General features: G+C 65.6%; 17 protein-coding genes and 1 tRNA gene. 11 read left to right on the top strand and 7 right to left on the bottom strand.

Annotated features, from left to right (window positions below):
• Positions 1-44: 44 nt before the first annotated feature.
• Together ACX9NE_RS24190 and ACX9NE_RS24195 are read left to right on the top strand one after the other, a co-directional pair.
• Positions 45-368, top strand: coding sequence for a DMT family transporter (locus tag ACX9NE_RS24190; RefSeq protein ID WP_459364191.1), 324 nt, complete (start codon positions 45-47; stop codon positions 366-368).
• Positions 369-379: 11 nt separating this feature from the next.
• On the top strand, positions 380-940 hold the full coding sequence (locus tag ACX9NE_RS24195) for a TetR/AcrR family transcriptional regulator (protein ID WP_459364190.1): 561 nt from the start codon (positions 380-382) through the stop codon (positions 938-940).
• Here ACX9NE_RS24195 and ACX9NE_RS24200 read toward each other — a convergent pair.
• A complete protein-coding gene (locus ACX9NE_RS24200; RefSeq protein ID WP_459364189.1) occupies positions 928-1,149 on the bottom strand; it encodes a hypothetical protein in 222 nt (73 codons plus the stop codon). The genes ACX9NE_RS24195 and ACX9NE_RS24200 overlap by 13 nt on opposite strands.
• Before the next feature lie 62 nt (positions 1,150-1,211).
• On the opposite strand from ACX9NE_RS24200, the gene helR reads away from it, so the two are divergent.
• The gene (helR, locus tag ACX9NE_RS24205; RefSeq protein ID WP_459364188.1) at positions 1,212-3,419 is read left to right on the top strand and encodes an RNA polymerase recycling motor ATPase HelR; all 2,208 of its coding nucleotides are present in this window, start codon (positions 1,212-1,214) and stop codon (positions 3,417-3,419) included.
• 44 nt (positions 3,420-3,463) lie between these two features.
• On the opposite strand, the gene ACX9NE_RS24210 is transcribed toward helR, so the two are convergent.
• The gene (locus tag ACX9NE_RS24210; protein WP_459364187.1) at positions 3,464-4,096 is read right to left on the bottom strand and encodes a TetR/AcrR family transcriptional regulator; all 633 of its coding nucleotides are present in this window, start codon (positions 4,094-4,096) and stop codon (positions 3,464-3,466) included.
• 224 nt (positions 4,097-4,320) lie between these two features.
• On the opposite strand from ACX9NE_RS24210, the gene ACX9NE_RS24215 reads away from it, so the two are divergent.
• Complete coding sequence (locus ACX9NE_RS24215; protein WP_459364209.1) at positions 4,321-6,810, top strand: glycogen/starch/alpha-glucan phosphorylase; 2,490 nt, start codon at positions 4,321-4,323, stop codon at positions 6,808-6,810.
• Positions 6,811-6,826: 16 nt separating this feature from the next.
• Here the strand turns inward: ACX9NE_RS24215 and ACX9NE_RS24220 are convergent, their stop codons facing one another.
• Positions 6,827-7,033, bottom strand: coding sequence for a long chain fatty acid-CoA synthetase Faa4p (locus tag ACX9NE_RS24220; RefSeq protein ID WP_459364186.1), 207 nt, complete (start codon positions 7,031-7,033; stop codon positions 6,827-6,829).
• A gap of 149 nt (positions 7,034-7,182) precedes the next feature.
• Here ACX9NE_RS24220 and ACX9NE_RS24225 point away from each other — a divergent pair, with 149 nt between their 5' ends.
• From ACX9NE_RS24225 to ACX9NE_RS24235, 3 genes are read left to right on the top strand one after another with little or no spacing between them, the layout of a single operon-like run.
• Positions 7,183-7,935 carry an alpha/beta fold hydrolase gene (locus ACX9NE_RS24225; RefSeq protein WP_459364185.1) on the top strand — a complete coding sequence of 251 codons (753 nt, stop codon included), beginning with the start codon at positions 7,183-7,185 and terminating at the stop codon, positions 7,933-7,935.
• Between the two features lie 17 nt (positions 7,936-7,952).
• On the top strand, positions 7,953-8,297 hold the full coding sequence (locus tag ACX9NE_RS24230; RefSeq protein ID WP_459364184.1) for a hypothetical protein: 345 nt from the start codon (positions 7,953-7,955) through the stop codon (positions 8,295-8,297).
• A 16-nt stretch (positions 8,298-8,313) separates the two neighbouring features.
• Positions 8,314-8,676: a PaaI family thioesterase gene (locus tag ACX9NE_RS24235; RefSeq protein WP_459364183.1), complete on the top strand. Its 363-nt coding sequence runs from the start codon at positions 8,314-8,316 to the stop codon at positions 8,674-8,676.
• Here ACX9NE_RS24235 and ACX9NE_RS24240 read toward each other — a convergent pair.
• Together ACX9NE_RS24240 and ACX9NE_RS24245 are read right to left on the bottom strand one after the other, a co-directional pair.
• Entirely contained in the window at positions 8,661-9,047 is a 387-nt protein-coding gene (locus ACX9NE_RS24240) for a PNPOx family protein (RefSeq protein ID WP_459364182.1), read from the bottom strand. The two genes, ACX9NE_RS24235 and ACX9NE_RS24240, sit on opposite strands and share 16 nt — an antisense overlap.
• Before the next feature lie 40 nt (positions 9,048-9,087).
• On the bottom strand, positions 9,088-9,564 hold the full coding sequence (locus tag ACX9NE_RS24245; RefSeq protein WP_459364181.1) for a DUF1772 domain-containing protein: 477 nt from the start codon (positions 9,562-9,564) through the stop codon (positions 9,088-9,090).
• Positions 9,565-9,669: 105 nt separating this feature from the next.
• Between ACX9NE_RS24245 and ACX9NE_RS24250 the strand changes: the two genes are divergently transcribed.
• On the top strand, positions 9,670-10,254 hold the full coding sequence (locus ACX9NE_RS24250) for a TetR/AcrR family transcriptional regulator (protein WP_459364180.1): 585 nt from the start codon (positions 9,670-9,672) through the stop codon (positions 10,252-10,254).
• Positions 10,255-10,370: 116 nt separating this feature from the next.
• Complete coding sequence (locus tag ACX9NE_RS24255) at positions 10,371-10,835, top strand: hypothetical protein (RefSeq protein ID WP_459364179.1); 465 nt, start codon at positions 10,371-10,373, stop codon at positions 10,833-10,835.
• 295 nt (positions 10,836-11,130) lie between these two features.
• Here ACX9NE_RS24255 and ACX9NE_RS24260 read toward each other — a convergent pair whose 3' ends face one another.
• The gene (locus tag ACX9NE_RS24260) at positions 11,131-11,502 is read right to left on the bottom strand and encodes a hypothetical protein (RefSeq protein ID WP_459364178.1); all 372 of its coding nucleotides are present in this window, start codon (positions 11,500-11,502) and stop codon (positions 11,131-11,133) included.
• A gap of 16 nt (positions 11,503-11,518) precedes the next feature.
• On the opposite strand from ACX9NE_RS24260, the gene rnhA reads away from it, so the two are divergent.
• On the top strand, positions 11,519-11,983 hold the full coding sequence (gene rnhA, locus ACX9NE_RS24265; RefSeq protein ID WP_459364177.1) for a ribonuclease HI: 465 nt from the start codon (positions 11,519-11,521) through the stop codon (positions 11,981-11,983).
• 75 nt (positions 11,984-12,058) lie between these two features.
• Positions 12,059-12,868 carry a DUF1906 domain-containing protein gene (locus tag ACX9NE_RS24270; RefSeq protein ID WP_459364176.1) on the top strand — a complete coding sequence of 270 codons (810 nt, stop codon included), beginning with the start codon at positions 12,059-12,061 and terminating at the stop codon, positions 12,866-12,868.
• A gap of 126 nt (positions 12,869-12,994) precedes the next feature.
• Here the strand turns inward: ACX9NE_RS24270 and ACX9NE_RS24275 are convergent.
• Positions 12,995-13,070 (bottom strand) — tRNA-Ala (locus tag ACX9NE_RS24275).
• Between the last annotated feature and the right edge of the window lie 17 nt (positions 13,071-13,087).

Raw genomic sequence — 13,087 nt, forward strand, 5'->3', positions numbered from 1 at the left:
AGTGTACATTTGTACATGTACGTTTGTGCACAAGGAGAGGTTTCGTGGCTTATCTGTTTTTGTTGATCGCAATCTTCGCGGAGGTGGCGGCGACCAGTCTGCTCAAGAGCACCGACGGTTTCACCCGCCTGTGGCCGACGGTGGTGTGCCTGCTCGGCTATGCCTTCTCATTCGCTCTGTTGGCGCTGTCCATCGCGCGCGGCATGCAGACCGACGTGGCTTACGCCCTCTGGTCGGCGATCGGGACAGCCGTCATCGTATTCATCGCCGTGGCCTTTCTCGGGTCACCGTTGTCGGCGGCGAAGTTGATCGGCGTCGGACTGATCATCACCGGGGTGGTCACCTTGAACCTGGGCGGTGCCCATTGATTGATCAGCCGGTGCCGGGACGTCGTCCCCGCGACCCCGCCGGTCGCCGGCAGGCGATCGTGGAGGCCGCGGGCCGGGTGATCGCCCGCCGCGGCCTGGGCCGGCTGACGCATCGGTTGGTGGCCGCTGAAGCGGATGTGCCAGTGGGCTCGACAACCTACTACTTCAGCGATCTTGCCGAGCTGCGGCAAGCGGCTCTGAGGCACGCAGCCACCGCCTCGGCCGAGTACTTGGAACAGTGGCGGCGCGAACTGGACGCAGGCAGTGACCTGCCGGGCACCCTTGCAAAACTCACCGCCGACTATCTGGCCGACCACGACCGGTACCGGACGCTCAACGAGCTGTACCTGGCGGCCAGTTACAACGCCGAGTTGCGGCCGCTGGCGCGGATCTGGAACGAAGGTGTCGTCGGGTTGCTGGAACCGCGCGTCGGACGCCGGGCCGCTGACGCCATCGCCGTCTTTCTCGACGGGGCGATGCTGCATCCGCTGGCCACCGGTACCCCTCTGACCGTTGCGGCGCTGACCGATGCCATTGCCCGGTTGGCCGCGGCCGATTCTCAGGAGACGTGAGAGCCCAGTCGGCCCAGGCAGGACAACAGGATCAGCCCGGCCAGGACCGCCCCCGCGATGGCCCAGGTCTTGGCGGTGTTCGCCGAACTCGTCGCCTTTGCCCACAGCCCGTCGACCCGGCTCGCGGACGCCCTGGCCACGATGCCCGGGAGCAGGTGCCCCTTCCACCATATAGCGGCACCCGGGGCTTGCGGCAAGGCCAGGGTCATGCCGCACAATGGCTGGCCGGACACGGGGCACCGGAGCGAAGCCCTGAATTGGGGGAAGTGAATTGCCGAGAACGACCACGGAATACGACGCGGAACTGCGGCTTGAGCAGGACTACGTCACCGGCCTCTACGCGCGGCTCGACGACGAACGGGCGCGGGCGACAGCGAGGTACAGCGCCGCCCTGCGGGGCGACGGCGAAACACCCATGGATCGCGATGTCGAGGTGCGGGCACTGGCCCGGCGGATGAAACGGTTGGACGTCGCTGACGACGGACTGTGTTTCGGCCGGCTGGATGATGTTTCGGGAAAACGGACCTATATCGGCCGGATCGGGCTGCTCGATGAGGACGACGAGTACGAACCGCTGCTGCTCGACTGGCGGGCGCCGGCGGCTCGTCCGTTCTACACGGCCACCGCGGCCCAGCCCGAGGGTGTCCGGCGCCGCCGTCAGTTCCGCACCCACAGTCGTCGCGTCGTCGGTTTCTCCGACGAGGTCCTGGGCCGTCCGGGCGACGGCGACCAGCGTGAAAGTTCAAGTGACGCAGCCCTGCTCGCAGCGGTCAACGCGCCGCGCGGCGAGGGCATGCGTGACATCGTGGCGACCATCCAGGCCGAACAGGACGCGATCATCCGACTCGATCACCCGGGCGTGCTGGTGATCGAGGGAGGCCCGGGCACCGGCAAGACAGTGGTGGCGTTGCACCGCGTCGCGTACCTGCTCTACACCCAGCGGGAGCGCATGGAACGGCACGGGGTGCTGGTGATCGGACCGAATGCGGCGTTCCTGGACCACATCAGCCGCGTCCTGCCGTCGCTGGGCGAGTCCACCGTGGTGTTCATGACCGCCTGCGATCTGGTGCCCGGCCTGCACGTCACCATTGAGGACGAGTCGGCCGTCGTACGCCTCAAGGGTTCGCTGAGGATGCTGGATGTACTGGCCGCGGCCATCAGCGACCGGCAGCGGCTGCCGCAGGATCCGCTTCCGATCACACTGTCCGACGTCGAGGTCCGCATCGACGCTGAGACCGCGCGATGGGCCCGAGAAGAAGCGCGGGGCAGCAAGCTTCCACATAACGAGGCGCGCGCCGTGTTCACCGAGATCGTCACGTGGACCCTGACCGAACGGGCCATCGCCAAGATCGGCCGCGGCTGGCTGACCCGCTCGGACACCGGCGCGTGGGAGGCGTTGCGTGCCGACCTCATCGAGGAACTCGCGGACAACGACGCCTTCGTCGCCGCGCTCGACGAGCTGTGGCCGATCCTGACGCCAGAAGCCCTGTTGTCCTCGCTGCTCGAGTGTCCCGAGAGGTTACGAGCGGCCGGTGCCGACCCGGCATTGCTGCGAGCGCCGGGCGACGCGTGGACGGTGTCGGACGTACCACTGCTCGATGAACTTATCGACCTGCTGGGCGTCGACAAGGTCACGACCGAGCGCGCCCGGCGTGCCGCCGAGCAGGAACAAGCGGAGGAAGCCGCGTATGCGGCCGGCGTGCTTGACCTCATGGTCAGCCGCGAAGACCTGATGGACGACGAGGACCAGCTGCTGGCCCAGGACCTTCTCTACGGCGAGGAGCTGGCCGACAGGTTCGTCGAGCGCGACATGCGTGAACTTGCCGAACGTGCTGCGGCGGATCGGAATTGGACGTATCGGCATGTGGTGGTCGATGAAGCACAGGAGCTGTCCGAAATGGACTGGCGGGTGCTCATGCGACGCTGTCCGGCCCGGTCCTTCACCGTGGTGGGCGACCTCGCGCAGCGTCGCTCGGCGGCCGGAGCGACGTCCTGGGAGGAGATGCTGCGGCCGTATGTGCCGGGCCGTTGGGTGTACCGCCCGCTGTCGGTGAACTACCGCACGCCGGCGGAGATCATGTCGGTCGCCGCGGCGGTGCTGGCCGAGTTCGCGCCGGAGGTTGCACCGCCTGAATCGGTCCGCGCGTGCGGCGTCCGGCCGTGGGCGCGGCACGTCGAGCACGACGAATTAGATTCGGCGATAGCCGAATTCGTCCGCGAAGAAGAATCGCGCGAGGGCACCAGCGTGGTCATCGGACCGCCTGGAGTCCGTTGGGCGGTCCTTCCGTCGGAGATCAAGGGCCTGGAGTTCGACGCCGTGCTGGTGGTGGATCCGCAGCGCATCCTCGCCACCGGCCCGCGCGGTGCCGCCGAACTCTACGTGGCGCTCACCCGCGCAACCCAGCGCCTCGGTGTCGTGCACCGGGATCCGTTGCCCGCGGTCCTGAGCGGCCTGGTGGAGCAGTCCTCTAGGACATAGCGGGGTCGGGCGGTGCCGACGATGGTTCGGTTGTCCTCCCGCGCTTAGGGCGCCGCGCTGGAATAGCCATCGGCCGGGGCGGTCAGTTCCCCGTCGATGTAACGCTGGACGTTGGGCGCGATGGCTGCCACCAGCTCGTCGTCGGACATCGAGGCGACAGGTTCGATGCGCCAGATGTAACGGATCAGAGCCAGACCGATCAGCTGACTGGCGATCAGCCCGCTGCGCCGGAGCCGGTCGGTCTCGTCGGTTCCCAGCGTCGACCCCCCGATCAGGCTGCGCTCCACCACCATTCGCAACTTTTCCCGGGTCCGGTCGTCGTGTGCCGCTGTCAGGACCACGGCGCGCAATACCGGACCGATGTCGTCGTCGGCCCAGGCGCCGAGAACGCTACGAACCAGTCGGGTGCCCAATTCATCGCGCGGCGTGGCCCAGGTCCGCGCAACCGTTTCCAGCCATTTCGCCGGCGGATCGGTGGCCGCGTCAAGCAGGCGCTCCTTGGACCCGAAGTAGTGGTACACCAGGGCCGGGTCGACATCGGCGGCACGCGCGACGGCACGGATCGTGGTGCCGGCCCAGCCGTGGACGGCGAATTCCTGCCTGGCAACGGTGAGGATTCGCGCCTGCAGCACGCCACGTTCGTCGCGCGGCCCAGGGGTCAGCACCCTTTTCGCCATGTTTTTCATCGTAGCGTGAGACTCGGGGTGAAGGCTGCGGGCGCCGCCGGGGATGCTTAGCGAGTACATAGCCTGCTGTTCATGTTTCGGAAGGCATTAGCGCGTTGGTTGTGCAAACATCGCTGCCAGACTGACGTGCCTGCCCGTCTCTGGGCGCATCCGTGCGAGACCTCTAGGGAGTAAGACTAACGATGACTGATGTCGATCAGACCCCCTCCGACGAAATGCCGGCCAGCGGCCCGGGTCGGGCCGAACTGATCGAGCACTCCCGGACGGGGATGGGTGCGGCCGCGCTGCAACGCGCGATCAGCGATCATCTGCGCTATTCGATCGGCCGCCCGGCCGCGGCGCTGCGCCCCGAGCACTACTACAAGGCACTCGCACTGGCGGTGCGCGACCGCATGCAGGACCGCCGGGTGGCCTCGACACAGGTCTCGCTCGACCTCGGCCGCAAGGTCACCTGCTACCTGTCCGCCGAGTTCCTGATGGGTCCCCAACTCGGCAACAACCTGCTGAACCTGCGCATGGAAAGAGCTGCGAAACAAGCGCTGTCGGCGATGGGCCAGAACTATGACGAGGTGCTGGCCTGCGAGGAGGAACCGGGCCTGGGCAACGGCGGTCTGGGCCGCCTCGCCGCGTGCTACCTGGATTCGCTGGCCACCCTGGAGCGTCCGGCGATCGGCTACGGAATCCGCTACGAGTTCGGCATTTTCGATCAGGAGATTCACGATGGTTGGCAGGTCGAGCAGACCGACAACTGGCTGGACAGCGGTAACCCTTGGGAGATCGCCAAACCCGACGTCAACTACTTGGTCAAGTGGGGCGGCTACGTCGAGCACCACACCGATGACGCGGGCCGGGAGCGCGCCCGGTGGGTGCCCGGCCTGATGCTCAAAGGCGTCGCCTACGACACCCCCATCCAGGGATACGGCGTGAACACCTGCAACGTGCTGACGCTGTGGAGCGCCCGCGCGGTGAAGTCGTTCGCGCTGGAAGCGTTCAACACCGGCGACTACTACAAAGCGGTCGAGGACGAGGTCACCTCCGAGACGGTCACCAAGGTGCTCTATCCCAATGACGAGCCCGAAGCCGGCAAACGGTTGCGCCTGCTGCAGCAGCACTTCTTCGTATCCTGTTCGCTGCAACACGTGCTGCACATCATGGACGATCTGGCCGACGTCTCGGTGCGCGAACTCCCCCAACGATTCGCGTTGCAGCTCAACGACACTCACCCGTCCATCGGGGTCGCGGAGCTGATGCGGCTACTGATCGACGAGCGTCATCTGGACTGGGAGGAGGCGTGGAACATCACGGTGGCCACCTTCGCCTACACCAACCACACACTGCTGCCCGAGGCGCTGGAAACCTGGCCGCTGGAGATGTTCGGCGAGTCGCTGCCCCGTCACCTCGAAATCATCTACGAGATCAACCGCCGGTTCCTCGACGAGGTGCGCATCCGGTTCCTCGGTGACAACGACCGGGTCCGCCGGATGTCGCTGATCGGTGAGGACGACACCAAGTTCGTCCGGATGGCGCACCTGGCGACCGTGGGCAGCCACGCGATCAACGGCGTGGCCGCACTGCACACCGAACTGCTCAAAGACAGTGTGCTCAAAGACTTTTACGAGATGTGGCCGGAGCGTTTCAGCAACAAGACCAACGGTGTCACGCCTCGGCGATTCCTGGCGCTGGCCAACCCCGGACTGCGAGAACTGCTGGACCGCACCATCGGCGAGGGGTGGCTGACCGATCTGGGCCGGCTGCGTGGCCTCGAACGGTTCGTCGACGACTCGTCCTTGCGCCAGCAGTGGCGGGACATCAAACGCACCAACAAGGCGCGCCTGGCGTCGTTCGTACGCAGCGCAGCGGGTGTCGAACTGAATCCCGAGTGGATCTTCGATATCCAGGTCAAGCGCATTCACGAGTACAAGCGCCAGCATCTCAACGTCTTGCACATCGTCGCGCTCTACTACCGGCTCAAGCAGAATCCCGGCCTGTCGATTCCCCCGCGAGCCTTCATCTTCGGCGGCAAAGCCGCACCCGGATACTTCCTGGCCAAGCGGATCATCAAATTGATCAACGCCGTCGCCGAGACGATCAACAACGACCCGGAAGTCAACAGGTACCTCAAAGTCGCCTTCATCCCGAACTTCAACGTCCAGAACGCGCACCTGATCTATCCGGCCGCCGATGTGTCCGAGCAGATTTCCACGGCCGGTAAAGAAGCCTCCGGCACCGGCAATATGAAGTTCATGATCAATGGCGCCCTGACGGTTGGCACGCTCGACGGGGCCAACGTCGAGATTCGTCAGGAGGCGGGACCGGAGAACTTCTTCCTGTTCGGTCTGACCGTCGGAGAGGTCGAAGCGCTCAAGGCGGGCGGGTATCGCCCGGCGGATTATATCGACAGCAACGCAGAACTCAGCGCTGTGCTGGATCTGATTGCCGGAGGGACGTTTTCGCACGGCGACCATCAGGTGTTCCGGCCGCTGGTGGACAACCTGCGCTACCACGACCCGTTCCTGGTATGTGCCGACTTCGCGTCCTACGTGGAATGCCAGGAGCGCGTCAGTGCGGCGTGGCTGGACCGTGATGCCTGGACGACGATGTCGATCTTGAACACCGCCCGCAGCGGCAAGTTCTCCTCAGACCGAGCAATCGCCGAGTACTGCGAGGATATCTGGAAGGTGTGGCCGCTGACCGTCAAGATCTGACGGCGGGCAGAGCCTGCTAGCCGGTCTCGTTTGCGACCCACACGGCGACGTAACCGATGGGGATGCCGGTCCGGCGTGCGATGCACTGGCGGGCCGCCAGCTCGACCGCCGACCGACGGCCGGCGCGGGCGATCCCGTCCACCTCGGGTATCCGGATCAACCATCCGTCCGAGTCACGGCTGATGTCGATGTCGAAGCACTGGCCAACCGTTATGCAGTTCATACGCTGGGTACGACCCCTGCGCGGGGAATGTGGGCGGCGCAGGGTGGGCTGAAGAGGCATAGGTGTGTTCCTGAGTCGATGACGGACCGCGCGCAAGACTAATGCGGGTCGGGAGTAAAACCTAATCGGAACCGTATGAGGGAGGCTTCGTGTCGATCGTTCTGGTGCATGGCAACCCGGAGACCGATGCCATCTGGGGTCCGCTGGTCGACGCCCTCGGGCGCGAGGACGTGGTGCGACTCTCACCGCCCGGATTCGGTGCACCACGTCCCGACCACTTCCCGGCGACCTACCTGGCCTATCGCGACTGGCTCGAGGACGAACTGGAACGTATCGGCGGGGCGATCGACCTGGTCGGTCACGACTGGGGTGGCGGCCATGTGGTGAACGTGGTGATGCACCGGCCGGAGCTGGTCCGCAGTTGGGCCAGCGACGCCGTCGGCCTGTTCGACCCGGACTACGTCTGGCACGACCTGGCCCAGGTCTGGCAGACGCCAGGCGACGGCGAGCAGCTCGTCGACACCATGCTGGGCGGCACCGTCGAAGACCGAGCCGCGCAAATGGGCGCGCTGGGCATACCGTCCGACATCGCCACCTCGATCGCGCGGGAGCAGGGTCCGGCGATGGGCCGGGCGATTCTGGCGCTCTACCGCTCGGCGCGGCAGCCGGCGATGGCGGAAGCCGGCCGGGCGCTGGCCAACGCCGCGGCCCGGCCCGGGCTTTCGTTGCTGGCGACCGACGACCCGTATATCGGCGGGGAAGCGACGCGGCGCCGCGCGGCTGGTCGTGCCGGAGCGCGCACGGTGGTCCTCGAGGGCCTCGGGCATTGGTGGATGGTGCAGGATCCGGCGCGCGGCGCGGCCGTCCTGACCGAGTTCTGGGATTCGCTACCTCGCCCCTAGGCCCTACGCTTCGTCTCGTGGGGAAATATCTCGTGCTGTACTCGTCGGCCCACCGCACGGGTCAGGAGTTGCGGTGGCGCCTCGCCGAGGACGCCGATGTGACTGACGTGCGCTTGCGCCTCGATAAGGCACAGCCTGGCGAGTTCGTGACCGTACCCGTGGTGCTCGAGGACGAACTGGACACCCTGCTGCTGCGTGTGCAACCCCATCAATTCGGTGCGTGGCTCGTTCTCGACCTGCCCGAAGCGCAACGTTCGACGGCTTCGCTTCCGGCTGCGCGCGCCCGGGTGCCCGACTTCGGCCAGATCTTCCGCGACGCGGCCGAAGCGGTGCGGGAATCCGCCCGGCAGCAGCGCAAGTGACGCAACAGGTTTGGCGATGAGCCACTTTGCTGAATTCCTGGGATTCCGCTACGTCCCGTCCGAGGCGCAGGACGCCGTGGTGGAGGCCTTGCCGACGGCGCAGCATTGCAACGAGCGCGGAACCGTCCACGGCGGATTCCTCGCGGCCCTGCTGGACACCAGCACCGGGCTGGCGGTCCACTCAGCAGTTGGTGATGGTATTGCGGCTCCGCACTTCGACTTGACGATCCAGTACCTGCGGCCGGCCGTTGCCGGGACGCTTCTGACGTGCAGGGCGCGCACGACCAAGGCCGGTCGCCGCGTTGTCGCCTCGGAGGCGGAGGTTTTTCAGGACGGCAAGTTGGTCGCTCGCGCGATCGGCAGTCACGCGGTCGTCTGACCGCGGCTGTCGGTCAGGCGCACGACGATGACGACCCGGCCTTTGTCGTCGCGTGTTGCTACCGCATGCCCGGCCCGTTCGGTCCCGTCGAGTTGCAACGTGAGTGGGCCGCCGTCGCCGAGAAAGTTGCGCCACCACGTCTTGGTCTCGGGCAGGTTGGTGTTGATGATGATCGCGTCCGCGCTGCGCCGATACGCCACCGGGATGCTGAATCGGCGTCCGGAACGCCTCCCGGTGTAACTGAGCATCGTGATGTTGCGATTGACCAGGCCGCCGAAGCGTCGCGATCTGGCCACGGCAGCTACCGGCGCGTTGATAATCGGCGCGGCGCGCATCAGCAGTCGCCCTATGGTTTTCGGTCGCGCAGTCATGATTGGAGCGATCCTTTCAGATGCGAATCGGCGCGTGGAGTCAGGCGATCAGGGCGAGGCACAATGCGGCCAGTGCCAGACCCTGCAAGACGGCACGAGCGTTGATTATCCGGTCCCAATCAGCCTGCAGCCGGCGCACATTGGGCAATACCCGGGCGTTATCTGCGGCGGCAGTCAGCTGCCGATTGATCGGCGCACTGACGCGGATGTAGAGCAGCAACCAGACCGACAGCAGCACAACCGCCAGACCGGCGGGGACGGCCTGGGCCCAACGCTCGGCCAGTGCGGCGAGAGCGGCGCTTGACGCGGCGGCAAGCACGCCGACTACCCCCGGCACGGGCATTCTCCGATCACCGTAGCGGTACACGAACCCGCTTACCGCGGCCAGTGCCCGGTCGTCGACGTGGGCCAGCGCCGGGCGCAACACGATCGCGCAGAACACGTCCGTGCCGTAGACCACCGCGTTACCGATGACGGCGATCAATGCCGCGAGTTGAGCGAACTGCGTAAGCGACATTCCAACGTTCCTTCTTATCGGCGCTAGGGATGTTAGCGATGCTAGGAGGCACGGCAGAGGCTGTCAATAGCGGCGCTATGAGTTCTAGCGGTGCTATTGTCGCGTATGCCCGCCGAAGACCGTCGCACGCGTGAGCGCGCCGCACGGCAGCGGCTGATCGTCGCTACCGCGCGCCGGCTGGCCGAAACCGAAGGGTGGGACGCCGTCACCACCCGACGGCTGTCCGCCGAGATCGAGTACAGCCAGCCCGTGCTCTACTCGCACTTCACCAACATGGATCAACTGGCAAGGGCCGTCGCCCTCGAAGGGTTCGGCGAGCTCACCGCGAAACTGCGTGCCGCGCGCGCCGGCGCCATGACCCCCACCGACGCGCTGAGACGATTCGCGCGCGCGTATGTCGACTTTGCCCGGGAAAATCCCGCCCTGTACGACGCGATGTTCACCCGTGCCACCACCCTGCACTTCGCCCACGAAGACACGCCGCCCGAATTGGAAGCATCTTTCACCGAGCTGTTCGAGGTGGTTGCACCACTTGCCGAGCACCGAGACGCGGCCACCCTCGCCGAGGTGCTCTGGTCGGCGCTGCACGGACTGGTCAGCCTCAGCCGCACCCGCCGGCTACGTCCGGACTTCGACGCCGACCGCCTCGACCTTCTGATCGCGCAGCTTTTCGGCGCTGAGCGCCCCTGACCTGTATCTCCCCGTCCTTTTTTCGACGCGTAAAAACCTGCGCAAGGGGTAAACACACGTGGAATAGTCGCGTTGCAGAAGCGGAGGGCTGCACGGTGAGGTGGGTACTCGGTGTTGTGGGCGCCGCGGCTGTGCTCGGGTCACTCTTCGGGCTGACGTTGCCGCTGTCTTTGCAGGCCGTCGATCGCAGCGGTTCACCAATTGCCTGTGGTACGGGATTTCACCCGGACCATCGCCGTGCAGCGCGGGAAGACGCCGTTAATCTTGATCTGCACAACGGCTTTGGCGCACCGTACGAACTCAGCGACTACCGCGCTCAATGTGATGCACTTGTTTCCGCGAGACGAAACATCTCGGTTGGTGTCATGTTCTTCGGCGGCGCGTTGCTCGGTACCGGCTGCCTGATGGCATTGCGGGCAGCCGGGTACATCGAACCGTCCCGCGCGCGTGGACGTCGTCCCATGCCGGCAAAGCAGCCTGAGAGTCACCGGCTCGTTCCGATAGCCCCGTCGTCGAGCGTCCGCTATCGCGATGATCTGAACACAGCCCTCGCCACCATCGGCATCCGCGCCCAGCACTGAGCCGAGGATCGAGCCGGAGCTTGCCACGCGAACGATGTCCACGAAAGGTCAAGAACGTCAACCTGTCTCGAAGGGAAGCAATGGACCGACCGCCTGGCATCGCGGTGCAGAACTTCTCCCACATCCGCGTCGGCCTATCGGCTACATGTCGCCTACGGCAACGTCCAGCGCCATCATCGCGAGGTCCGTGTGGCGCCGGCCGTCGATATGGGTGCAATAATCGAACTGCCCCGCGGTACGTCCAGCACGGTCGAACTTTGGCGTCCCGAGTCCTGAATCGACGACGGCCGGACTGTTAAACAGCCAGGTGCATCGCGTCATACACATACGAGCGATCGCGCTTGAAACTCACCCATACGCCTTCGGGGGGAAGGCCACCGTGCCCCGGCTCACCAAACGGCCGACTCGACACCGCACCGGATTCATCACAGACCACCCACCCGAAGTCAGGCAATCGCAGGCACCAGATCTCACGGTCAACCCGACGGAATGCCGGAAAACCATGCGCCTCGCCCTGGCGGACGAACTCGTAGGCCAAACCATCGATGCGCCGCACGAACCGCACACCCAACATCGAGCCATTGTCAGCGGCAGATCCCACCGCCTCAACCGATTTAGCGCCGGCCGATACGTCCTTGCGAGTCGCGCGGCCGATCGCGTAACGCAATGCCTATCCTCGGCGCATGGTCGACAACGTCCGGGACCTCGTCGTCATCCACACCGACGGCGGGTGCAGACCCAACCCCGGTCCCGGCGGGTGGGGGGCGGTGCTGCGCCAAAACCACCATGTCCGCGAAATGTACGGCGGTGAGTCCACTCCGACCAGCAACAACCGGATGGAACTGACGGCGCCGATCATGGCGCTGGAGGCGCTGACCCGAGCGGTACAAGTCCACCTCCACACCGACAGCACCTATGTCCGGAACGGCATCACCAAGTGGGTTCTCGGCTGGGAACGCAACGGTTGGATGACTGCCGCGAAGCAGCCGGTGAAGAACGTCGACCTCTGGATGCGGCTCCAGGCGGCTTGCGCGCGGCACCGAGTCCAGTGGTTCTGGGTGAAGGGGCACGCGGGCGTCGCCGACAACGAACTCGCTGACCGACTGGCGACCCGGGGTCTGCGGGAAGCAGTCGCCTCAGTCCGGTGAACCGGACGGACCGATTTGGTATCAGCTGTCAAACACCACTTCTGTTAGCAACAGGCAGATACTTAGCATCACGCGATGCAGGACTTGTCGTTCCAATTCTGCGTCCCGCCGTCGCGCCCTCTTGCTCGGCGCGACGTCTTGCGCTACGCCGTCGCTCTGTCGGTACTGCCGGGGCTGTCTGCGGCATCGGCTATTGCCGCCGTTCCTGCGGCGGCCGCCACGCCACCCAAACTGATCGACTTCGCCATGCACCAAATTCCAGCGGAGCACATCAAGGCTGCCGGCTACTCCGGGGTCATCAACTACGTTTCGCTGTCACGTCCCGGCTCGTCTTTCGGCGCCAAGCCGATCACCCGGTCCTACGCCGAGCAACTGACCGCAGCTGGGCTGATGATCGTCAGCAACTACCAGTACGGCAAGCCGGGCGGGACAGCGCAATCGGACTTCAAGCGCGGGTTCGCCGGCGGCGTCGAGGATGCCCGCACCGCCTGGAAGCTCCATACCGCGGCGGGGGGTGGACAGAGCGCCCCGATCTACTTCACCATCGACGAGGACATCAACCGCGACACCTGGAACACTCTGGCGCTGAAGTGGTTTCGCGGAATCAACTCGGTGCTGGGAGTGCAGCGCACCGGTGTCTACGGCGGTATCGATGTGTGCCAGTGGGCGGCCGCCGACGGGGTCATCGGAAGTTCGCGCACCCCCGGCCACCGCTGGGCCTGGCAGACCAAAGCCTGGTCCGGCAACAAGATCGACCCCGCCGCGGTCCTCTACCAGCGCGTGGTCAGTACGGCGTCGAATCCAGGCCCCAAAGTCGGAGGACAAGAAGTCGACGTCAACGATGTGCTTGCCGAGGATTGCGGTCAGTGGAACCTGCATCGCTGAGGCCGGGGAAGGGTCGAAATTGGTGCGATGGGCCTGTCCCCGCTTATTGCAACTGATCCAGAATCAAAGAGCGAAAGACCCGGCCGACGGCCGGGAATCTGTAATCGATGACGCGACTCATCACCATGGTGGAGCTAAGGGGACTCGAACCCCTGACCCCCACACTGCCAGTGTGGTGCGCTACCAGCTGCGCCATAGCCCCGTCGTGCTCATCGAAGC

The organism is Mycobacterium sp. ML4 (genome assembly GCF_054515735.1).

Bases quoted from the DNA above. Each gene is read 5' to 3' on its own strand.
- ACX9NE_RS24240 (WP_459364182.1), bottom strand. From the start codon at position 9,047: ATGACTGCGCGACCGAAAACCATAGGGCGACTGCTGATGCGCGCCGCG.
- ACX9NE_RS24245 (WP_459364181.1), bottom strand. From the start codon at position 9,564: ATGTCGCTTACGCAGTTCGCTCAACTCGCGGCATTGATCGCCGTCATC.
- ACX9NE_RS24220 (WP_459364186.1), bottom strand. From the start codon at position 7,033: ATGAACTGCATAACGGTTGGCCAGTGCTTCGACATCGACATCAGCCGT.
- ACX9NE_RS24215 (WP_459364209.1), top strand. From the start codon at position 4,321: ATGCCGGCCAGCGGCCCGGGTCGGGCCGAACTGATCGAGCACTCCCGG.
- ACX9NE_RS24210 (WP_459364187.1), bottom strand. From the start codon at position 4,096: ATGGCGAAAAGGGTGCTGACCCCTGGGCCGCGCGACGAACGTGGCGTG.
- ACX9NE_RS24200 (WP_459364189.1), bottom strand. From the start codon at position 1,149: ATGACCCTGGCCTTGCCGCAAGCCCCGGGTGCCGCTATATGGTGGAAG.
- ACX9NE_RS24270 (WP_459364176.1), top strand. From the start codon at position 12,059: ATGCAGGACTTGTCGTTCCAATTCTGCGTCCCGCCGTCGCGCCCTCTT.
- ACX9NE_RS24250 (WP_459364180.1), top strand. From the start codon at position 9,670: ATGCCCGCCGAAGACCGTCGCACGCGTGAGCGCGCCGCACGGCAGCGG.
- ACX9NE_RS24235 (WP_459364183.1), top strand. From the start codon at position 8,314: ATGAGCCACTTTGCTGAATTCCTGGGATTCCGCTACGTCCCGTCCGAG.
- rnhA (WP_459364177.1), top strand. From the start codon at position 11,519: ATGGTCGACAACGTCCGGGACCTCGTCGTCATCCACACCGACGGCGGG.